The following is a 21218-nucleotide window of genomic DNA, read 5'->3' on the forward strand; positions in this document are numbered from 1 at the left end:
GGGATCCGCGGCGGCGCGGGCGCCGCCGGTGTCCCCCGAGCGCCCGCCCCGGGAGGAGGGACGCTCAGCCGTCCGTCCACCGGCACAGCAGCCGGAAGAGCGTGAACAGCGTCAGCGGCCACACCACCGCGAACGCCATGATCACACCGGGGGACGAGGTGACCATCCCGGTCACCATCAGCACGACCGACACCGCGAGCAGCACGGCCGCTGTCCGGCCGCGCGGCCGGTACGACGCCGCCCGCCGCAGCAGGCGCGGTACGTCGGGCCCCCGGCGCAGCCGCAGCGTGCGCAGCCGCCGGTCGAGCCGGCGGTCGCGGCACAGGGCCCGTTCGATCTCGTCGAGGACGCGCTGTTCGTGATCAGGGAGCCGATCGAGGGACACCGTCTCTCCTCCAGGGACGACCGGGAGGGGTCCGGGTGCCCGGCCGGCCCCGCGCTAACCGGCCCCGGCACGGGAGGACAGCACCTCCACGAGCCGGTCCGCGCCGTCCGGCGCACGGTCCTCCCGGAACGCCTCGCGGACCTGCCGGGCGGCCACCCGGCCCGAGGTCAGGCACCAGTGCCACCACCGGTCCAGCCGGCGTGCGTCCAGCTGCCCGGCGGTCAGCAGCGCGGGCCAGTCGCAGGCGCGGGCCTGCGCGGCCACCTTCGCGCCGCCCAGCACCGGGTCCACCGCCAGCACCGGCGTGCCGACCCGCAGCGCGAGCACCAGCCCGTGCAGCCGGTCGGTGACGACCAGGTCGAGGCGGGCCAGCACCGACTGCAGTTGCGCGGGCGTCGCGCTCAGATGCCAGTCACGGGTGTCCAGCCGGGTCTCCAGCTCCAGCCGGGCGCAGTCCTTGCCGGCCAGCCAGCGCGTCACCCGGTCCGCGACCTGCTCGTGCCGCCGCCGCGGCCCGTACTCCTGCTGCCCGTGGGTGAGGATCACCCCGACCACGGGCCGGGCGGGCACCGCCGGGGCGCGGGCCGCCAGGTCCTCGGACGGCTCGCTGCCGGGGGCGTCCCGCGCCAGCACGCGGTGGAACCCGGTCACGGCCGCCTCCTCGGGGTCGATCACGGACGTCCCCACGGCGATCCGCACGCAGTGCGCGAAGCGCCGGTGCAGCTCCTCGACCTGCGGCCCGTGCAGCGGGCCGCACACGAACACCAGATGGGAGTAGTCGCCGGGCCGTACGTCGTCCAGGTGCCGGGCGTCCGGCAGGAAGCCGGGGCTCCAGACGACGTCGTGGGGGATCCGGGCCCGGCGCAGCACCTCCTGCACCCGGTGCAGCGCCAGCACGTCCCCGGCGGTCGCCTCCCCGTCGCGGAAGCTGAACCACCCGGTCAGCAGGACCCTCTCCGGTCGCCCGGACTCCGTCGTGTGCACCGTGCCACCGAGTGCCCCGCGCACGCGGGAGGCAATCAACGAGACGAGCGCGTGTTCCCCGGCGGTGCGCCGCGGCCGCCCCCGCCACGCGCTCGTCGCCCGGCCCGGCACGGCCCGGCGGGCCGGGACCGCCGCCGGGGGAGCGGACGCCCCGGGCGGCGGTCCCGGACACGGAGCGCGGCCTCCGCTCCGGGACGGCGCGGGGGCGGGGGAGGGAGAGAAACGCGTAGACATGAAGATGTGGAGACGTGGAGACATGGACACATAGAGACATGGAGACGTGGAAAGGGGGCGTTGCGGGCTGCTCGTGGAAGCCCGCAACGCCCCCTGGACTGCTGCCTGAGGGGTGCTCAGGAACTCGTGGGACCTACGAGTCGACCGGGGCCGCGCCCACCTCGGTGGGCGGGACCGGGGCGCCGCCGCGGAACCGGTCCTGCGGGGCGTCGGTGATCCGCGCCATGAACGGGTGCGTGGACGTCGTGGTCGTCGTACCGCCCACGACCGGCCGCGGCGGCGGCAGCGGTGGCCGCCACGGAGGCGGTGGCCTTTCTGACGCGGGTGAGCCCGGACATGGGTCTCCTCGTGGGGGTTGCCGGTGGGGGTCGCGCGGGGTGGGGGTGGAGCACGAGGGCCCAGGGACCGGCCCCCGTGTGCCCGGCGAGCGGCACGCGTTCACGCTACGAGCCGGAGCGCGGTCCTCCCAATGAGGGAACCCCCTAAGGGAGTCGGGCAGGGAAAACCCTCGGTCGCCCCCGTACGGGCCCCGATCCGGTCACGGCGTGCGGCGCCCCGCCGCCAGTCGGACGATGTCGACCCGCGAACGGATCCCCAGCTTGCGGTACACCCGGGTGAGGGTCGCCTCGACGGTCTTCACGCTGATGAACAGCCGGCCGGCGATCTCCCGGTTGGTGGCGCCCTCCATCACCAGCGCGGCCACCTGCCGCTCCATCGAGGCGAGTCCGTCCAGGACGGCCGGTGCGGCGGCGGGCACCGCCTCCGCCTCCGCGGGACCGGCGGCCACGGCCTCGTCCACCTGGCGCAGCCAGGGCAGCGCGCGGCAGCGCCGGAACAGCCGGGCGGCCTCGTCGTAGGCGGCCGGTCCCGGCCGCCGGGCGCGCAGCCGGGCCAGGGCGAAGGCCGCCCGCGCCTCCTCCAGGCCGTGGCCCAGCCTGCCGAACCGCTCCTGCGCCGACACCAACTGCGCCTGCGCGGCCCGGTGCTCACCGCGTGCGGCACGCACCAGCGCCTCGGCGCGGTCCAGTGCGGCCAGCACGCTCGCGCGGTCCAGGCGCAGCGCGTGCACCCGGGTGACGTTGATGAGTTCCTGCGCCTCGCCGGGTTCGCCGATGCGCACCAGCGCCTCGGCGAGGTCACCGTGCCAGCGGCCCCGCGCCGGGTCGCTGATGCCCATGGCGTGCTCCAGCTCCCGCACCCGGCGCAGCGAGCGGACCGCGGCGGCCGCGTCCCCGGCGACCGACTGGGCGTAGCCGAGGGCGGCCAGGGCACGGGAGAGGTACATCTGGTCGCCGTCCACCTCGGCGTGGTCGGCGGCCTCCCGGGCCAGCGCCAGCGCCCGGTCCACGTCCCCGCCCGAGGCCTCCGCCAGCGAGGCCAGCATCGCCGAGGCGCCCTCGCCGATCCCCGAGTCCCGGGCCAGCCGCAGGCTTTCGCGGGCCAGGTGCAGGGCCCGCCCGCAGTGCCCGGCCCGCAGCTCCGTGTCGGCGAGGAAGCGCAGGAAGTGCACCTCGCTCTCGACCATGCCGCGCCGCCGCGCCTCGCGCAGCAGCGCGGTGATGGCCGTGCGCGCCTCCGGCAGCCGGTCGCTCATCAGCAGCCACCGGAACCTGGCCATGCCCGCGCCGTTGTGGTGGCAGGCCACGTAGGGGTCCTGAGGCTCCTTCAGGGCCCGCTTGATGGTGGCGGGGGCCTCCGGATGGCCCATCAGGGTCTCGGTGGAGGACTGGAAGGCGAGCGCCATCAGCTCGGTGCGCCGGTCCGCGCCCCGGGCGGCCAGCTCCGCCGCGTGCGCGGCCTCCTGCCGGGCCTTGGCGAAGTCGCCGTCCACCACCAGCTCGCGCCAGGCCAGCTGGTAGTGGACCAGGGCGAGCAGCCGGGGGTCGTCGCCGGCGTCGGCCAGCACCTGCGGGAAGACGGCGTCGACCTCGCCGAGCGCCTGCCCGGCCGCCTCGATGACCACCATCCAGGCCCGCACCCGCTCCGCCGGCACCGTCGCCCGGGCCAGCACCTCCCGCGCGATGTCCCGGGCCAGGTCGGCCTCCCCGGCGGTGATCGCGTCCTCGGCGGCCTGCAGCCGCCGCTCGTCCGGGCCCGGCACGCTGTCGGCCGGGGTGTGCCGGGCGGCGAGCAGCCCGAGCGAGGCGGCGACCGAGGGCGCCCCGCGGTCCCGGGCCAGCGCGGCGGCCTCGGCGAGCCGGGCCGCCACCTCCGGATCGGTGCCGGTGGTCGCCAGGGCCAGGTGCCGGGCCCGCTCGATCGGGTCGGAGGCGGCCATGGACAGCGCGGTGTGCGCCGCCCGCCGCTCGTGCGCCGGTGCCTCCGCGTACAGCGCGGCCGAGATCAGCGGATGCGCGAAGCGCAGGGCCGGCTCCTCCGGATCCGTGGCCAGCAGCCCCAGGGCGGCGGCCTGCGCCGTCTCCGCCTCGGCGTCGTCCCGGCCGGCCGCGTGCAGCAGCGCCAGGGTGGGCCGGGCTCCCGCGCTGGCCACCAGCAGGGTGCGCCGCGCCTCGTCCGACAGCATCTCCAGGCGGCTGAGCACCAGGGCCCGCAGCGAGGTCGGCACCGGCAGCGGCTCGCCCGGGCGGGGCCGGGTGGGGCTCTCGGCCAGGGCGCGGCCCAGTTCCAGCGCGAAGAGCGGATTGCCGCCGCTGGTGCGGTGGATGTCACGGACCGTGGAACGGGACAGACCGGTGTAGCCGCGGTGGTCGAGCAGCGCGGACACCTGCGTACGGGAGAACGGGCCCAGCCGCACGGCGCGCGTGTCCGGCGGGCAGGCGCGCAGATGACGGTCGTACTCCTGGCCCTCCGTGCGCACCGCGCACACCATCTGCACCGGGGTGTCGCCCAGCCGCCGGGCCGCGAAGCCGAGGAGTTCGGCACTGGCCGAATCCAGCCACTGCAGATCGTCGGCGACGACGAGGACCGGTCCCTCGGCGGCCAGCGCGCGCAGCGTGGACAGCACCGCCAGGCGCAGCGCGAGCCCGTCCCGCCGGAGGGTGGACTCGCCGCGTCCGGTGAGCGCCGACTCCAGGGCGGTGCGCTGGGCGGCGGGCAGCCGGGCGGAGACCCCGTCGAGGACCAGGCCGAACAGATCGGCCAGGGCCAGGAACGGCAGATGGGATTCGGACTCCGTGGCCGAACAGCGCAACACCGTCCGCGCCGCACCGGCGTTTTCCGCCGCAAGTGCCCGCAGCACGGTCGACTTTCCTATTCCGGCGGGCCCGTGGAGCAGCACGCTCCCACCGCGGGCGAGCTGCTCGCGCGCGTCGGAGAACAGCTCCTCCCGTCCTATGACCAGGTCGGGGCGGCACCTGGCAGGCTCCTTGAAGTCCCGTCGCACGGTCACCGCTCCCCTCCGTGTGGCGTGTCCCGGCCAATATTAGGCAACGGGTCCTTTAATTTCGGACGGACGGTGTGGTGAGGGATATAACAGCGGGCCGGGCAACGATAAATCCAAAGCCGTACTCGTGGTAATGGCCCGCCCCGGAAAACACCGCAAACCTACGGCAACCACCCCGCCCGCGGGTACCCCTCGTCGGACCGGTCGTCACCTGTTCACCCCTTCACCCCTTCACCACGGCTCCGCACGGGCGCGCACCCCTGTTCGGGGGTAGAGAGACCTGCGTCACGGATCGCACGATGCCGCAGAGCCGCCGGGCAACGGTCCGGAACCGAGGAGGACAGATGACGACGGCGACCGAAGAGTTCCGCAGGGCCAGGGACTTCCTGCTGGAACACCGTGAGGACTACGCCACCGCCTACCGGGACTTCGCCTGGCCCCGGCCCGAGCGGTTCAACTGGGCGCTCGACTGGTTCGACGTGATCGCGGACGGCAACGACCGCACCGCCCTGCACCTCGTCGAGGAGGACGGCAGCGGGACCCGGCTGTCCTTCGCCGCGCTGGCGCGCCGCTCCGACCAGGTCGCCAACTGGCTGCGGCAGCGGGGCGTGGGCGCCGAGGACCGGGTGCTGGTGATGCTGGGCAACCAGGCCGAGCTGTGGGAGACCGCCCTGGCCGCGATGAAGCTGCGCGCCGTGGTCATCCCGGCCACCCCGCTGCTCGGACCGGCCGATCTGCGCGACCGCGTCGACCGGGGCCGCGTCCGGCACGTGATCGTGCGCGCCGCTGACGCCGCGAAGTTCGACGAGGTGCCCGGCGACTACACCCGGATCGCGGTCGGGGAGGGCGCCGGCGAGAGCTGGCAGCCCTACGCGGACGCGTACGGCGCCGCCGAGCACTTCGCGCCCGACGGGCCCACCCTCGCCGACGACCCGCTGATGCTGTACTTCACCTCGGGCACCACCGCCCGGCCCAAGCTGGTCGAGCACACCCACACGTCGTACCCGATCGGGCACCTGGCCACCATGTACTGGATCGGTCTGCGCCCCGGCGACGTGCACCTGAACATCTCCTCGCCGGGCTGGGCCAAGCACGCCTGGTCCAACCTCTTCGCCCCGTGGAACGCCGAGGCGACCGTCTTCCTGCACAACTACACCCGCTTCGACGCCGCCCGGCTGATGACCGAGATGGACCGGGCGGGGGTCACCACCTTCTGCGCCCCGCCGACCGTGTGGCGCATGCTCCTCCAGGCCGACCTGACCCGGCTGCGCACCCCGCCCCGCGAGGTCGTCGCCGCGGGCGAGCCCCTCAACCCCGAGGTGATCGAACAGGTCCGCCGCGCCTGGAACGTGACCGTCCGGGACGGCTTCGGACAGACCGAGACCGCCGTGCAGGTCTCCAACAGCCCCGGCCAGGCCCTCAAGACCGGCTCCATGGGACGCCCCAGCCCCGGCTACCGCGTCGAACTGCTCGACCCGGTCTCCGGCGCGCCCGGCGCCGCCGAGGGCGAGATCGCCCTCGACCTCTCCGCGCGCCCGGTGGGACTGATGACCGGTTACCACGGCGACCCCGAGCGCACCGCCGAGGCGATGGCCGGCGGCTACTACCGCACCGGCGACATCGGCGCGCGCGACGCCGACGGCTACATCACCTACGTCGGCCGCGCCGACGACGTGTTCAAGGCGTCCGACTACAAGATCTCCCCCTTCGAGCTGGAGAGCGTGCTGCTGGAGCACGAGGCGGTCGCCGAGGCGGCGGTCGTGCCCGCCCCGGACGAGCTGCGCCTGGCGGTGCCCAAGGCGTACGTCGTGCTGGCGGAGGGCTGGGAACCAGGCCCCGGCACCGCGAAGACGCTCTTCGAGCACTCCCGCGAGGCGCTCGCCCCCTACAAGCGGATCCGCCGCCTGGAGTTCGGCGAGCTCCCCAAGACCGTCTCCGGCAAGATCCGCCGCATCGCCCTGCGCGAGGCCACGGCCGCCGGTTCCGTGAACGAGTACCGCGAGGAGGACTTCCGGTGACCGCGCTCTCCCCCGCACGACTCTCCTACGCGCACGGCACGAGCACGACCCCGCTGCTCGGCGACACCATCGGCGCCAACCTGGACCGGGCCGTCGCCGCGTGGCCCGACCGCGAGGCCCTGGTCGACCTGGTCTCCGGACGGCGCTGGACCTACGCCGCGTTCGGCGCCGCCGTCGACGAGGTGGCCCGCGGGCTGCTGGCGAAGGGGGTCGAGAAGGGCGACCGGGTCGGGATCTGGGCGGTCAACTGTCCCGAGTGGGTCCTCGTGCAGTACGCCACGGCCCGCATCGGCGTCATCATGGTCAACATCAACCCGGCCTACCGCGCGCACGAACTGGAGTACGTGCTCAAACAGGCCGGGATCTCGGTGCTGGTCTCCTCGCTCGCCCACAAGGGCAGCGACTACCGGGCGCTGGTGGAGCAAGTACGCGGGAAGTGCCCGGAGTTGCGGGAGACCGTCTTCATCGGCGACCCGTCCTGGGACGCGCTGACCGCGGGCGCGGCCACCGTGCCGCAGGAGCGGGTGGAGGCGATCGCGGCCGGGCTGAGCTGCGACGACCCGGTCAACATCCAGTACACCTCGGGCACCACCGGCTTCCCCAAGGGCGCCACGCTCTCCCACCACAGCATCCTCAACAACGGCTACTGGGTGGGCCGCACCATCGGCTACACCGAACAGGACCGGGTCTGCCTGCCGGTGCCCTTCTACCACTGCTTCGGCATGGTCATGGGGAACCTGGCCGCCACCTCCCACGGCGCCTGCATCGTCATCCCGGCCCCCTCCTTCGATCCGGAGGCCACCCTGGAGGCCGTCCAGCGGGAGCGCTGCACCTCGCTCTACGGCGTGCCCACCATGTTCATCGCCGAGCTGAACCTCCCCGGCTTCGCGCGCTACGACCTCACCTCCCTGCGCACCGGCATCATGGCGGGCTCGCCCTGCCCGGTGGAGGTGATGAAGCGGGTCGTCGCCGAGATGCACATGGAGCAGGTCTCCATCTGCTACGGCATGACCGAGACGTCCCCGGTGTCGCTGCAGACCCGGAGGGACGACGACATGGAACACCGCACCGGCACCGTCGGCCGGGTCCTGCCGCACATCGAGGTCAAGGTCGTCGACCCGGCCACCGGGACGACCCGGCCGCGCGGCAGTACGGGGGAGCTGTGCACCCGCGGCTACAGCGTGATGCTCGGCTACTGGAACGAGCCCGAGAGGACCGCCGAGGTCGTCGACGCGGGCCGCTGGATGCACACCGGGGACCTCGCGGTGATGCGCGAGGACGGGTACGTGGAGATCGTCGGCCGCATCAAGGACATGATCATCCGGGGCGGGGAGAACATCTACCCGCGCGAGATCGAGGAGTTCCTCCACACCCACCCCGAGGTCGCGGACGTCCAGGTCGTCGGCGTCCCGCACGAGCGCTACGGCGAGGAGGTGCTCGCCTGCGTCGTCCCGCGCGATCCGGCCGATCCGCCCACCCTGGAGGACCTGCGCGCCTTCTGCCGGGACCGGCTGGCCCACTACAAGGTCCCGAGCAGGCTCCAGATCCTGGACGCCTTCCCGATGACGGTGTCCGGAAAGGTGCGCAAGGTGGAGCTGCGGGAGCGGTACGCGGCCGGCTGACCCCGCTCGCGGGCCCCGCTGTGGGGCGGCGCCGTGCGGGTCAGCCGACGGTCCGGCGGAAGACCTGCCGGGAGCCGCCCTCCGGGCCCGGTCCGGTCGCCTCCGCCGGGGTGAAGCCGAGCCGCTCGTAGAAGACGCGGGCGCCGCTGACCGCGGCACCGGGGTGGTCGGCCCCGAAGGTGACGACCTCCAGGTGCCCCGGTCCCCGCACCCACCTGCGCGTCGCCTCCGCCATCAGCGCCCTGCCGACGCCCGTGCCCCGGGCCCGCTGCGAGACGACGAGCCAGTGCACGTGGTGGGCGGGCGGCTCGGCCCCGAACAGCAGTCCGCCGAGGAGGTCCGGCCCCGACGAGACGGCGACGAGCGCCATGGAGCGGGAGATGTGCGCGCGTACGGCGTCGTGGAAGCCGGCCTCCTCGACCATGGGGCCGAACCACTGCTCCACCTGGGCCGCCAGGCCGAGGAAGCCGGGGAAGTCCCGCTCGTGCGCGGCTCTGATCGTCACCCGGGGCGGCCCGGTGGGCGCCGCCCCGTCCTCCCGGAGGTCGAGGCGCATGCACACCCGCGGCCACCGGTCGAGGCCGTGCCCGGACTCCTCGGCGCGGATCCGGCGCAGGCCGGGCGTGAGGTCGGACTCGGCCAGCGTCCGGAAGCCGAGCCGGGCGTAGTAGGGGGCGTTCCACGGGACCTCGGCGAAGGTGGTCAGGGTCAGGGCGGCCAGGCCCTCCGCGCGGGCGTGGGCGGCGGCACGGGAGATCAGGGACCGGCCCACGCCCCGGCCGGCGGCGCGCGGGTGGACCGAGACCTGCTCGACGTGGAGCGCCCCGTCCACCGGTTCGGCGATCAGGTACGCGGCGGGCCGGTCCCGCTCGTCGGCCGCGACCCAGCAGCGGCCGGCCCGCCGGAAGTGTTCCAGGGTGTCGAGCGCGGGCGGTTCGTCGTCGGCGATCTCCGGCATGCCGAGGTCGCGGAACGGGGCGCCGGCGGCCCGTTCCACGTCCTGGAGGGCGGGCAGGTCGCCGAACGCGGCGGGGCGGATGCGCATCCGCCGAGTATCGGACGGCGGCCCCGGGGCTGTCGCCGGGTTTTCAGGCCCCGCCGGCGTCCAGCGCGTCGGCGGGGCCGTTCACCGGCTGCGGGACGCCGGTGGGGTCGAGCAGGAACAGCGGGACGCCCAGGGCGTCGGCACGGGCCCGGGCGTCCTCGGCGTATCCGGCGAGGGAGAAGTACAGGCACCGGGCGGACTCCGTCATCGCCGTCAGCCACAGGCACTCCACGTCCCGCAGCGTCGCCGGACGCGACGACGGATCGACCCGGGCGAGAACGCCCCGGCCGGCCAGCCCGACGCCGGCCGGAGGACACCGGTGCGCCCGGCGGACGTCCTCGTGGCCGAGCAGGCGCAGGTACAGCACGGCGGCCGTGACCGCGTCCCGCGCGGTGCGGATCGGCACGGAGCGGAAGCCGGGACGCCCCGGGGGCTTCGGGAGCGCGGCCGGGGCGGCCGGGGCGGCCGGGGCGGGGGCCCGCGGGCCGGCCACCGGGATCCGCAGCGCCGTCCCGCACGGGCACCCCAGCTCCGGCCGCGGCCACTCGCCGTCGTGCCCGCAGCGACCGCACCGCACGGTGACCCACTCCTCCTGCCAGGCGCGGTGGCCGACGGGGACGGGCACCGCGTCCGGGTCCAGGGGCGGGGCGACCGGCGCGCCGCACGCGCAGGGGTACGACGGTGCCGTGTAACGGTGCGCGCGGTGGCAGACCGGACAGCGCACTGGGACGCTTTCGGGCATGGCCCACTCCCGGACGGCGGCAATCTCTGGCAGCGCCCTCATCGTCCTCCACGGACCCGGCGTGTGTCCGGCACTTGCCCGCTCTCTTGCCGGCTCCGGCCACCCGGCCTACTTTCCGTCCATATGGCGGAACACATTCTCTGCTGTTCGGAATGACTCACCGCGGGCGCTCCGGGAGTGCGTGTCCGGCAGTCGGAGCAGGGACGCTCGACGGCTCGCATGACCGCTGCCCGCGCGGCAGTCGAGGTCCTCGAGCGCGAGGGCGTCACCGACGCGTCCGGCGTGGCGAAGGCCGACCCCCGACCCCGCAGGTCGTCGCGCTGCCCGGCGGTCACGACTTCCCGTTCATGAGCGAGGAGCTCGCGACCGAGCCGGGGCACGCCCGACGTCGGTCAGGGCGCTGAAGGTCCGACGCGTACGGACGGGTGCGGGGCCGGCCCCCTTCCGGACCGGCCCCGCAGGCGCGTTCAGTCCCCGCCGCCGCCTCCGCACCCGCCGCCTCCGCCGCAGGAGTGGGAGCCGCCGCCACCGCCGTAGGTGCCCCCGCGCGGGGAGTGCCGCAGCCCCCTGTCCGCCACCGTCACCCGGTCGGTCAGCCCCGCCCGCAGCGCGAACCGCGGGACGATCACCCGCAGGGCCGCCTCGCCGTGCAGGGCGACGGCGAGCAGCTTGTCGTGGTCCGGCAGGCCGCGCCGGCTCACGGGCACCGGATACGCCTTCCGCAGGACCCGCAGCCGCCGCCGGGCGGCCGCGGTCGGCCCGAGCAGCAGCGGATACCGCAGCAGCCCCGCCTCCGCGAGCCCGACCCGCACCTCGGCCACCGCCCAGCGGACGTCCGGATGCCGGACCAGCTCCCGCAGCTCGGACGGCTCCTCGAGGCAGGAGTACACCGCGCTCTCCAGGAACAGCGCCCGCTGGGCACCGGTGACGGCGTCCGCCGGCCCCGCCTCGTGCGCGGACCGCGGGTCCGACGGCATGCCGGGCGGCGGGAACGCGGGCAGGGCCCGACCCGCCTCCCCGCCGACCGCGTGCATCGTCCCCGGCGCGCCCGCCGCCACGGCACCCCGCAGATGCAGCGCGACGACGGCGACCGTGACCGCGGCGCGCGGACCGCCGCCCAGCAGGGCGATCTCGTACGGCGTCCACCGGACGCCCGTGCTGTCGCGCATGGTGCGGCACCCCCTGAACCGGGGCCCGCCCGCCCCCGTGCCGGCGGGCCCCGCGTGCGGGAAGTGTGCCCGCCGGGCGGGGTGGCCGAAGCCTCCCGGGGGCCGGTTCAGAGGTTGATTTGAGCATGCCGTAGCCGGGGTACGGCCGAAGCCGTAGACGCGCCGGGGCGTCCCGGCGCCGGGACGCGTTCAGACGTCGTGGTGCTCCGACAGGCCCGGCCAGTCGTCGGGGCCGCCGCCCTGCCACTCGATGACGTCGGTCCCCTCGACGTCCGTGACGTACAGATCGGCCAGCCGCAGGATCTCGCTCACGTCGTCGACGTGCGTGGCGATGCCCAGCGTCTCGTCGTCGGAGGTGACCCGCCGTGAGCCGTCCAGGGCCGGAGGATGCACCACGATGTGCGGATGCTCGGTGGGATGTGCCATGCCCCCAGGCTGCTGCGCACCGGGCCGGCGCGCACCCCGGGCGCGACAGGGCGGCGGCCGGCGCCGCCCGGAGGTCCGGGGCGCACCGCACGATCGTCCTCCCCGGCACCTGGAAGATCGGCCGGACCTCGTCGAAGTCGGCCTGTTCGCCGCCGATCATGCTGGACAGCACCGCCTCGACGGCGCCGGCCTCGCCGCCGGACACGGGGGCGTCGAGCCCGGTAGCCGGCTCGTGGACCACGAGGCCGACTCGTCGCACCCCTTGCGGTCGCGGCTCGCCCGGGAGACGAGCGGGACGTGTGTTCGTCACCGGCGAAGACAGTCGTGCGTCACAGCCGTTCCTGCCAGGGTGTGCTCATGAGGACGACACCGGATGGACGGCCCATTCCCCCCGCGCACGCGGACGAGCGCACCATGCTGGAAGCATGGCTGGACTTTCACCGTGCGACTCTCACCCTGAAGTGTTCGGGCCTGAAGGATGACCAGTTACGGCTTGCCGCAGCGTCACCCTCCTCGATGACGCTGCTCGGCCTCGTGCAGCACATGGCTGAGGTGGAGCGCACCTGGTTCCAGCGTGTTTTCGCAGGTCAGGACTTGCCGCCGGTTTTCGGGGAGGGCAACCTGGACGGCTTTGCCCTGCAGCCGGAACGAGGGCTCGACGAGGCGGTGGCCGCCTGGCAGGCGGAGGTCGCTCGAAGCCGTGAGCTGGTCGCTGAGGCATCGCTGGACGACTCCGGCCGCCTGTCCGAACAGGAAGCGGGTCACGTAGGCGGTCAGGGAGTCTCCCTGCGCTGGATCATGGTGCACATGATCGAGGAATACGCACGTCACAACGGTCATGCCGACCTCATCCGCGAGCAGATCGACGGAGTCACCGGCGCGTGATCCGTGCTCGCGGGCGCCGGAACCCCCGTCCGGGGCCGGGGATTCGGCGTTCCGTGGCGGGCGCCGGACCGGCGGGAGGGAGGGCGGCGGCTGCGGGAGCGGCCCCCGAGTCGGGCGGGGCCGCTTTCCATAGGTGATTCATAGATGTGTCCCGGACGCTGTCCCCGTACTGACCGATTGGATCCGTATGGACTGAGGAGGCGGTTATGGGCGAGAGGACGCTCCGCGAGAGGGACGGCCGTGACGACGACCGGTTGTCGGCGGAACTGGAGGAGGAGATGACGTCCTGGTTGGAGCAGGGAGGGATGCACCTGTTGGCGGCCCTCGACGGCCGGGGCGCGTCCGACGAGACGACCGCCAGGAGGACGATCCGGGACCTCGTGCAACAGGATGGCTTCGGCGGGACCGAGATCGTCGACCGGTCCGCGGAGCCGCTCGGCCGCGGGAGCGCCGACTCCGACATCCGATGGAGCAACCTGGTGGCCACCTACCTCGACTACCTGAGCAGTTCGCTGCTGCCGCACACCGGCGACGGGGGACGCACCAGGTCGTTCGGCCTCGACGAGGGGCACGCGGGAGGGTGCGGCTGACCGCGTGCCGTCAGCCGACGAGCGGCCGGCGCCCGCCGTCCGGCGCACCGGGGGGAGCCGGTTCCCCGCGGCCCTGCTCGCGGGCGAAGAGACGCACCAGCGGCATGAGGCGGTAACGCGGCGGGACCGGGCCGGACACCTCCAGCAGGCGGGCACCGGCCAGGCTCTCCAGGGCGTCCTCGGCGTCCGCCTGCGAACAACCGAGGAGGTTCGCCGCCTCGTGCGCGCCGAAGACGTCCGGGCAGCCGGACGCCAGGACCCCCAGGACCGCCCGCACCGGCGCGGGCACCCGCCGGTGACTGCGGGACAGCGCCGCCCGGACGTCGAGGTCGCCCGCCCGCAGCTCGTCGAGCCTCCGGTCCTCCGGTTCGAGCCGGGCCGCCGCCGCCGCGAGCCGTTGGCGCGGATGCGCGGCCAGCCGGGCCGCCACGATCCGCAGGGCGAGCGGCAGCCGGTCGCACAGCTCGACGATGCGGGCGGCCGCGTCGGGCTCGTCCCCGGTCCGTTCGGCCCCCACGATCGCGCTCAGCATCCGGTGGCCCTCCCCGGCGCTCATCGGGCCCAGAGTGACCGGGCGCACCCCCGGCAGGGTGGTGAAGGGGTCCCGGCCGGTGATCAGCGTGCGGCAACCGCCCGTGCCGGGCAGCAGCGGGCGGACCTGGCGGTCGTCGTCGGCGTTGTCCAGGAGCACCAGCATCCGGCGGTCGGCGAGCAGGCTGCGGTAGAGCTGGCCGCGCTCCTCCACGGAAACCGGAAGCCTGTGCTCCGCGACGCCCATGGCCCGCAGGAACCAGCCGAGCACCTCGGCGGGGGAGCGGGGGCGTGCGGACTGTCCGGACAGGTCGGCGTGGAGCTGCCCGTCCGGGAAGTTGCGCCGTGCCCGGTGCGCGGCGTGCACGGCCAGGGCCGATTTGCCGGTACCCGCGGCGCCCGTCACCACGACGGGGGAGCGCCCTTCCCGGCGCAGGGCGGCCGCGATGCCGTCCAGTTCCCGGAGGCGGCCGGAGAAGTCGGCGACGTCGGCGGGCAGCATCGCGGGCACGACACCGCTCCAGGCCCCGCGGTCGCGCACCCGCGCCACCGCGGGGCGGTGCCCACCGCCCGGCGGGGCGGGCGCCGTGCCGGCGGTCCCCGCCCCCTCGCGCGCGGCGGGCCTCGCGAGGGTGCCGGTCAGCACGGACTGCCGGATGTCACGCAGGGCCCGGCCCGGGTCCACCCCCAACTCGTCACGGAGCATCAACCGGCCGCGCTCGTACACCGCGAGGGCCTCCGCCTGCCGGCCGCACCGGTGCAGAGCGGTCATGAGCTGGCCGAGCAGCCGCTCGCGCAGGGGGTTCTCCATCACGAGCCGCATGAGCTGCGGAACCGCCGCGTCATGACGTCCCAGGGCCAGTTCGGCCTCGATCCGGTCCTCCCGCGCGGACAGGAGGGCCTCGTCCAGCAAGGGGCGCTGGCGTTCCCCGAGGTGGACGGTGACGTTGGAGAGGACCGGCCCGCGCCGCAGCGCGAGCGCCTGCCCGAGGTGGTCGGCGGCCGCGGTGTGGCGGCCCGCCGCCAGGTCCGCCCGGCCGCGGGCCGCCAGGCTCTCGAAGGCCGCCCAGTCGAAGAAGGCGCCCCGGATGTCCAGTCGGTAGGCGTGGGCGTGCCGCTCCAGGCGGACGCCGATGCCCAGGCACTTCCTGAGCTGGGAGATGTAGGTGTAGAGCTGGGCCGTCGCCGTGGCGGGCGGGTCGCACCCCCACAGCAGGGCCTTGAGCCGGTCGTCGGAGAGCGGCCGGCCCCCGGCGAGCAGCATCGCGGCGAGGACGGTGCGCTGCTTCGCCCCGCCGAGGGGGACCGTCCGCCCACCGGCCTCGGCCTCGACCGATCCGAGCACGCGGAACACCAGCGGGTCGAAGCCGTTCGCACCCGCCGCCCTCCGTCCCCGCGGCCCGGCGGCCGGGCGCGGTTGCGGGACGGACGGTGCGGCGGGCGGCCGGACACGGCCCGCTCCCGCCGCTCCGAGTCGGGCGGTGCGGTCGTGCACGGTGTCGCTGTGCCCCGGCATGTTCGGTCTCCCGTAGGTGCTTCAGGACCCGCGGTGGGCCACGAAGTCGCAGAGCGCGCCGAGGATCCTGCGCGCCGGGGTCCGGGGCAGGGCTGCGAGGGCGGTACGGGCCCGTGCCAGGTGCTCGTCCCTCAGGGCCCCGGCCGCGGCGAGCGCGGCGGAGTCCCGCAGGAGTTCCAGCGCCCGGCGGTGCGGACGCGTCCCGGCGGCCGGTCCGGCGGCGATCAGGGCCCGCAGTTCCCCGTCGCCCGCGCCGTCGCCCGCCAGGGCGAGGAGCACCGGGAGGCTGAGCACCCCGGCTTCCAGGTCCATGCCCGGTTCCTTGCCCGACGCGGAGGCGGGCGAGGTGATGTCGAGGATGTCGTCGGACATCTGGAAGGCGAGGCCCAGTTGCTCCCCGTACTCGGCGAGGACGTCGGCGTACGCCTCGGGCGCGCCTGCCTGAAGGGCGCCGAGCTGCAGCGACAGGACGATCAGGGACGCGGACTTGCCGGCCGTCACCCGGAGGTAGTGGTCCAGGGGCGCGGTCCCCGGTTCCGGCCCGAGCAGTTCCAGGGCCTGGCCGCGCACCAGCCGGTCGGCGGTCACCGCGTTCAACCGCACCGCCCGCGGCCCGAGCGCGCAGGACAGTTGGGCGGCCTGGGCGAGGAGCCAGTCCCCGGCGAACACCGCGCGGCGGTTCCCCCAGCGGGCGTTGGCGCTGTCCGCCCCGTGCCGGATGCTGGCGTCGTCGATGACGTCGTCGTGGTAGAGGGAGGAGACGTGGACGAGTTCGGCCAGGACGGCCGCGTCGACGACCCCCTCGCCCTCCGGGTCCCCGAACTCCGCGCCCAGCAGGACCAGCAGGGGCCGCAGCCGCTTTCCACCGGTGGTGACGAGATGCCCGACGAGCGGGGCGACACGGGGGTCGGCGGCACGGGCGGCGCGCTCCTGGAGGCGCCGTTCGACGGTCCGCAGGCGCTCGGCCAGCCGGTCCCGCAGCGCCGGGTCGCCGGCGGCGAGTCCGGACACGAGGGAACCGCGCTCCGGGGCGCTCAACACGTTCATCCGGGCTCCTGAAGGCATGAGGCACGGGGTTCCCCGGCCGGACACTGCGGACGGCCGGTCGCGGAGCTCGCCCCAGGGGTTCGCTCCCGACGACCGGCTGCCCGCCCGACGCCGCGGCGGGGCCCGGACGGTACGTGCGGCGGGCCGGGGAGTGGAGGACGTCCGCGACGGGTCGCGCTGCGGACGTCAGGGCTGTCGCACCGGGTCGCGCTGCGGACACCAGGACTGTCACACCGGGCCCGGAGCGCGGGCAACGGCCCTGGCAGGTTCTTGCCGCGTTGGCGTCCCGTCGTCGTCGGCGGGGGAACCGGCGGCCAGACTGCGGGGAGAACCGGCGACCCCCCTGCGTAGGCCCCGGTCCCCCCAGTCCAGGAAGCACGAAGGAGCACCATGTTCGGACGGATAGGGCGGTTCGCCGTCGACCGGCCCTGGCTGACGATCATCGCCTGGCTCATCGCGGCCGTCGCCGCGGTCGCGCTCGCGCCGCAGCTGAGGAGCACCAACGACCAGGCGGACTTCCTGCCGTCCCACTACGAGTCGGTACGCGTCACGGAGGTGCAGCAGCGTGCGTTCCCGATGACGGAGCAGCCCTCCGCCATCGCGGTGTTCCAGCGCGCCGACGGCGACAGGCTCTCGCCGGACGACCTGGCGGAGGTGGCCCGGATCGCAGAGGCCCTGCAGGCCGAGGGCTACGACAAGGTGAAGTCGGTCCTGACGAGCCCCGAGTCGGTCTCGCCCAACGGCAAGGTGGCACTGGCGAGCGTCTTCGCCACGACGAAGAACCACTACGACCAGAAGCTCTTCGAGTCGGTGAAGCAGCTCCGGGCGGACGCCGGGCCGCTGCTCGCGAAGACCGGCCTGACCATGGGGGTGACCGGCCCGACCGCCAGCGGGCTGGACAACCTCGAGTCCTCCGGCGACACCGACGCGATGATCATGCTGGCGACCCTGGTGCTGATCGTGGTGCTGCTGCTGGTGATCTTCCGCAGCCCGCTCATCGCGCTGCTGCCGGTCCTGCTGATCCTCCTGGTGTTCGTCGTGGCCACCGGACTGATCGCCACCGCCGCCGAGCTCGGCGGGCTCCAGGCCGACAACTCGGTCTCCGCCATCCTCATCGTGGTGCTGTTCGGCGTCGGCACCGACTACATCCTGTTCCTGCTCTTCCGGTACCGCGAGCAGCTGCGGGCGGGGCAGGAACCCAAGAAGGCCATGATCGACGCCGTGACCCGGGTCGGCGAGACCATCGCCTCCGCGGCCGGCGCGGTCATCGTCGCCTTCCTCGCCCTGGTGCTCTCCACCATGGGCATGCTGCGTGCCATGGGCCCGTCGCTGGCCATCGCCGTGGCCGTCACCCTGCTGGCCTCCCTCACCCTCGTCCCCGCCGTCTTCTCGCTGCTGGGCGCCAAGGCGTTCTGGCCCTCCAAGGCCTGGAAGAAGCAGCCCAAGAGCGTCGTCGCCGGCCGGCTCGGCAGCCTCGTCTCCCGTCGGCCCCGCCTCCTCGCGGGCCTCTCCGGCGGCCTGCTGGCCGTCATGAGCGTGGCCGCGTTCGGCTTCAGCGCCGAGTTCGACAGCGAGAGTTCGCTGCCGCAGGACCTGGAGTCCGTACAGGCCTCCAAGGACCTCAGGAACGGCTTCTCCGCCGGACAGACCGACCCCTCCCTGGTGGTCGTCGCCTCCGAGGACGGCTCCCGGCTCGACCCGGCCGGCCTGGAGGCGTTCCGCGAGAAGCTCTCCGGGGTCGAAGGGGTCGGCGACGTCTCGCCGGCCATGCTCGGCACGGCCGGGGACGCGGCGCAGTTCAGCGTCGTCCTGGAGTTCCGCCCCGCCGAGGAGGCGGCCATCGACCTGGTCTCCGGAGACCTGCGCGAGACCGCGCACCGGGCGGCGCCCGAGGGCACCGAGGCGCTCGTCGGCGGCACCAGCGCGGTCCTCGCGGACATCCGCACCGCCGTCAACCACGACTACTCGCTGGTCTTCCCGATCGCCGGCGTCGCGATCATGGTGATCCTCGGACTCCTGCTGCGCAGCGCCGTCGCGCCCTGGTACCTGATCGCGGCCGTGGGCCTCGGGTTCGGTGCCACCCTCGGCTCGGCCGTCCTGCTCTTCCAGCAGGTCAAGGGCGAGAACGGGCTGATGTTCGCGCTGCCGGTGTTCGTCTACCTGTTCGTGGTGGCGATCGGCACGGACTACAACATCCTCGTGGTGGCCCGCCTCCGCGAGGAGATCGCCCGGGGCCGGACGCAGCAGGAGGCCGTCCGGCTCGCCGTGACCCACTCGGCGCCCACCATCGGGGCCGCCGCCGTCATCCTGGCCGGCACCTTCGGCGTGCTGATGCTGGCCGCCAACAGCATGCTCCAGCAGCTGGGATTCGCGGTGTCGTTCGGCATCCTGATCACCGCCTTCGTGATGGCGCTCGTGCTGGTGCCTGCGGTCACCTCGCTGTTCGGCGAACGGGCCTGGTGGCCGGCCCGCGACCGCGGGAGGCCGGCGGAGGGCGACGACGCCGAGCCGGCGCCGGCCCCCGAGCCGGCCACGACGTGACCGCTTCACGTTGACCGCGTTCGTCATCGTCCCGACCGCCGTGGGCACCGTCGCCCTCGGCCTGGTGGTGCTCGGCTTCGGGGCGCGCAGACTGCTCGGTCTGCGGATCGGCGCACTGCGCTCCCTGCTCACCGGGTGCACCGGGCTGCTCGCCACCGGACTGGTGAGTTCCGCGATGGGGCCCGCCGCGGCGGGCACGGTGCTGGTGACGGTCCAGGTGGGCAGCGCCCTGCTGGCCGCCATGATGTTCCTGGCCCTGTCCGAGGCGGTGGTGCCCAGCGGATCGGTCGGCGGCATCGTCCGCTGGCCCCGCTCCGTGAGGCGCCGGGTGGCGCGCACCCAGCGCTTCACGGAGCTCAGCAGGATCGCCCTCCGCCACGGGCTGGGCCGCCTCCCGCGGCTGTCCGGGCTGACCGGCCCGGCGACGAGCGCCACCCGGGCGGAGCACGCCCGCGCCCTCCGGCTGGCCCTGGAGGAGGCGGGCACCACCTTCGTCAAACTCGGCCAGGTGCTCTCCACCCGCTACGACCTGCTGCCCGCCGAGTTCATCGACGAGCTGAGCCTGCTGCAGTGCGCGGCGGCCGCCGAGCCCTGGGACGGCATCGAGCAGGTGCTCACCGAGGACCTCGGCGCCCCGCCGGGCGAGGTGTTCGCCGAGTTCGACACCGTGCCGCTGGCGGCCGGCTCCGTCGCCCAGGTGCACCGGGCGCGGCTGCGGGACGGCCGGGCGGTCGCCGTCAAGGTGCAGCGTCCCCGGGCCCGCCAGGTGGTGGAACGCGACCTGGACATCCTCCTGCGGATCGCCCGGAGGACCGGCGAACGCACCGCGTGGGGCCGCTCCATCGGAGTCACCGGACTGGTCCGGGGCTTCGCCGCCTCCCTCCAGGAGGAACTCGACTTCCGCACCGAGGCCCGCAACACCCGGGAGGTCGCCGCCGCGCGGGCGGCCGATGCCGGAGGGCACCCGTCGCAGGATCCGGACCCGCGCCCGGCGGTGAAGATCCCCGCCGTCCACGACGATCTGACCACCGCCCGCGTCCTGGTGGTGGAGTGGCTGGACGGGGTGGCGCTCGACAAGGCGGCCGAGTCCGCCGACGCCCGCGGACTCGACCGGACGGCGCTCGCCGGGGCGCTGCTCGACTGCGTCCTCGCGCAGATCATGACCGACGGCGTCTTCCACGCCGATCCCCATCCGGGCAACATCATGGTGCTGGACGACGGACGGCTGGGACTGCTGGACTTCGGCTGCGCCGGCCGTATCGACCGGGTGCTGCGTTCGGCGCTGCGCGACCTGCTGGTCGCGATCCACCGCAACGACCAGCAGGCCCTCTGCGACGCGCTGCTGGAACTGGTGGAACACCGGCCGGAACCGGCCGACGAGAACCGGCTGACCCGTGACCTGGGCCGGTTCATGGCCCGGCACCTGGTTCCGGGGACGCGGCCGGACCGGGAGATGTTCGCCGCGCTGTTCCTGCTGGTGACCAAGTACGGGCTCGTCGTGCCCGGTGAGATCGCCGCCGCGTTCCGTTCCCTGTCGACACTCGAGGTGTCCCTCGGCCGGCTGGTCCCCGAGTACGACATCGTCGCCGAGGCCCGCCGGTTCGCGGCCTCCCAGGCCCGGCGGAAGCTGGCACCGGGGAGCCTCGGACGGGCGGCCACCGGCGAGATGCTCGCGCTGCTGCCGGTGCTGCGCCGGCTGCCGCGCCGGGTGGACCGCATCGCGGAGGCCCTGGAGCAGGGACGCCTGAGCGTGAACGTCCGGGTGCTGGCCGACGAACGTGACCGGGACTTCGTCCGCGGGATCGTCCGCGACGTGCTGCTGGCCTTCAGCGGGGGTGCGGCCGGGGTGGTCGGGGTGATGCTGCTGCAGACGCCCGGAGGGCCGGAGATCACCTCGTCGGTCGGACTGTTCGAGGCGCTCGGCTGCAACCTGCTGCTCGTCGCCTCGGTGCTGACGCTGCGGGTGCTGTTCTCACTCTCCCGCGACCGCCGCTGACCCCGGCCGCCCGGGCCCGCCGAAGGCCTGCGACCCCGGCCGCCCGGGTGCGTAGACGGCCCGCGACCCTGGCCGCCCGGGTCCGCCGAAGGCCCGTGACCCCGGCCCGCTCACGAACCCGCTCACGAAGACGGCCGCCGGTCT

Annotated in this window: 15 protein-coding genes and 2 pseudogenes; 6 read left to right on the top strand and 11 right to left on the bottom strand. The window is 74.6% G+C overall.

Annotation, left to right across the window (positions count from 1 at the left end; translation table 11 throughout):
• Positions 1 to 64 precede the first annotated feature (64 nt).
• The 3 genes from CP969_RS29885 to CP969_RS29895 form a co-directional block, all read right to left on the bottom strand.
• Entirely contained in the window at positions 65 to 385 is a 321-nt protein-coding gene (locus CP969_RS29885) for a DUF3040 domain-containing protein (protein WP_016824070.1), read from the bottom strand.
• 54 nt (positions 386 to 439) lie between these two features.
• Positions 440 to 1369, bottom strand: a complete 930-nt coding sequence (locus CP969_RS29890) for a polysaccharide pyruvyl transferase family protein (protein WP_039831400.1) — start codon at positions 1367 to 1369, stop codon at positions 440 to 442.
• 772 nt (positions 1370 to 2141) lie between these two features.
• A complete protein-coding gene (locus CP969_RS29895) occupies positions 2142 to 4952 on the bottom strand; it encodes an AAA family ATPase (RefSeq protein WP_004981645.1) in 2811 nt (936 codons plus the stop codon).
• A 338-nt stretch (positions 4953 to 5290) separates the two neighbouring features.
• Here CP969_RS29895 and CP969_RS29900 point away from each other — a divergent pair, with 338 nt between their 5' ends.
• Together CP969_RS29900 and CP969_RS29905 are read left to right on the top strand one after the other, a co-directional pair.
• Positions 5291 to 6964 (top strand): AMP-binding protein, encoded by a 1674-nt coding sequence (locus CP969_RS29900; RefSeq protein ID WP_016824067.1) that lies wholly within the window; start codon positions 5291 to 5293, stop codon positions 6962 to 6964.
• The gene (locus tag CP969_RS29905) at positions 6961 to 8586 is read left to right on the top strand and encodes an AMP-binding protein (RefSeq protein ID WP_016824066.1); all 1626 of its coding nucleotides are present in this window, start codon (positions 6961 to 6963) and stop codon (positions 8584 to 8586) included. Before CP969_RS29900 ends, CP969_RS29905 begins: the two co-directional genes overlap by 4 nt.
• Before the next feature lie 40 nt (positions 8587 to 8626).
• Here CP969_RS29905 and CP969_RS34020 read toward each other — a convergent pair whose 3' ends face one another.
• The 6 genes and pseudogenes from CP969_RS34020 to CP969_RS34030 form a co-directional block, all read right to left on the bottom strand.
• Positions 8627 to 9142 carry a GNAT family N-acetyltransferase gene (locus tag CP969_RS34020; protein WP_399474646.1) on the bottom strand — a complete coding sequence of 172 codons (516 nt, stop codon included), beginning with the start codon at positions 9140 to 9142 and terminating at the stop codon, positions 8627 to 8629.
• Positions 9143 to 9226: 84 nt separating this feature from the next.
• Positions 9227 to 9631, bottom strand: a pseudogene (locus CP969_RS34025) (GNAT family N-acetyltransferase); the annotation flags it as partial.
• Between the two features lie 43 nt (positions 9632 to 9674).
• A complete protein-coding gene (locus tag CP969_RS29915) occupies positions 9675 to 10373 on the bottom strand; it encodes a hypothetical protein (RefSeq protein WP_026084775.1) in 699 nt (232 codons plus the stop codon).
• A gap of 467 nt (positions 10374 to 10840) precedes the next feature.
• Positions 10841 to 11542 carry a hypothetical protein gene (locus CP969_RS29920; protein ID WP_016824063.1) on the bottom strand — a complete coding sequence of 234 codons (702 nt, stop codon included), beginning with the start codon at positions 11540 to 11542 and terminating at the stop codon, positions 10841 to 10843.
• Between the two features lie 189 nt (positions 11543 to 11731).
• Positions 11732 to 11968: a hypothetical protein gene (locus CP969_RS29925; protein WP_016824062.1), complete on the bottom strand. Its 237-nt coding sequence runs from the start codon at positions 11966 to 11968 to the stop codon at positions 11732 to 11734.
• A 76-nt stretch (positions 11969 to 12044) separates the two neighbouring features.
• A pseudogene (locus CP969_RS34030) lies at positions 12045 to 12185 on the bottom strand (NAD(P)-binding domain-containing protein); the annotation flags it as partial.
• A gap of 140 nt (positions 12186 to 12325) precedes the next feature.
• Here CP969_RS34030 and CP969_RS29935 point away from each other — a divergent pair.
• Entirely contained in the window at positions 12326 to 12853 is a 528-nt protein-coding gene (locus CP969_RS29935) for a DinB family protein (RefSeq protein WP_004981625.1), read from the top strand.
• 206 nt (positions 12854 to 13059) lie between these two features.
• Positions 13060 to 13443 carry a hypothetical protein gene (locus CP969_RS29940; protein WP_004981623.1) on the top strand — a complete coding sequence of 128 codons (384 nt, stop codon included), beginning with the start codon at positions 13060 to 13062 and terminating at the stop codon, positions 13441 to 13443.
• Between the two features lie 10 nt (positions 13444 to 13453).
• Here CP969_RS29940 and CP969_RS29945 read toward each other — a convergent pair whose 3' ends face one another.
• On the bottom strand, positions 13454 to 15490 hold the full coding sequence (locus CP969_RS29945) for an AfsR/SARP family transcriptional regulator (protein WP_016824060.1): 2037 nt from the start codon (positions 15488 to 15490) through the stop codon (positions 13454 to 13456).
• A 21-nt stretch (positions 15491 to 15511) separates the two neighbouring features.
• Positions 15512 to 16537, bottom strand: coding sequence for a polyprenyl synthetase family protein (locus CP969_RS29950; RefSeq protein WP_016824059.1), 1026 nt, complete (start codon positions 16535 to 16537; stop codon positions 15512 to 15514).
• Between the two features lie 390 nt (positions 16538 to 16927).
• On the opposite strand from CP969_RS29950, the gene CP969_RS29955 reads away from it, so the two are divergent.
• Both CP969_RS29955 and CP969_RS29960 read left to right on the top strand, forming a co-directional pair.
• Entirely contained in the window at positions 16928 to 19078 is a 2151-nt protein-coding gene (locus tag CP969_RS29955) for an MMPL family transporter (protein WP_016824058.1), read from the top strand.
• Between the two features lie 10 nt (positions 19079 to 19088).
• On the top strand, positions 19089 to 21074 hold the full coding sequence (locus CP969_RS29960; RefSeq protein WP_016824057.1) for an ABC1 kinase family protein: 1986 nt from the start codon (positions 19089 to 19091) through the stop codon (positions 21072 to 21074).
• Positions 21075 to 21218: the final 144 nt, after the last annotated feature.

The organism is Streptomyces viridosporus T7A (assembly GCF_008704515.1).
Classification (GTDB): Bacteria; Actinomycetota; Actinomycetes; order Streptomycetales; family Streptomycetaceae; genus Streptomyces; species Streptomyces viridosporus.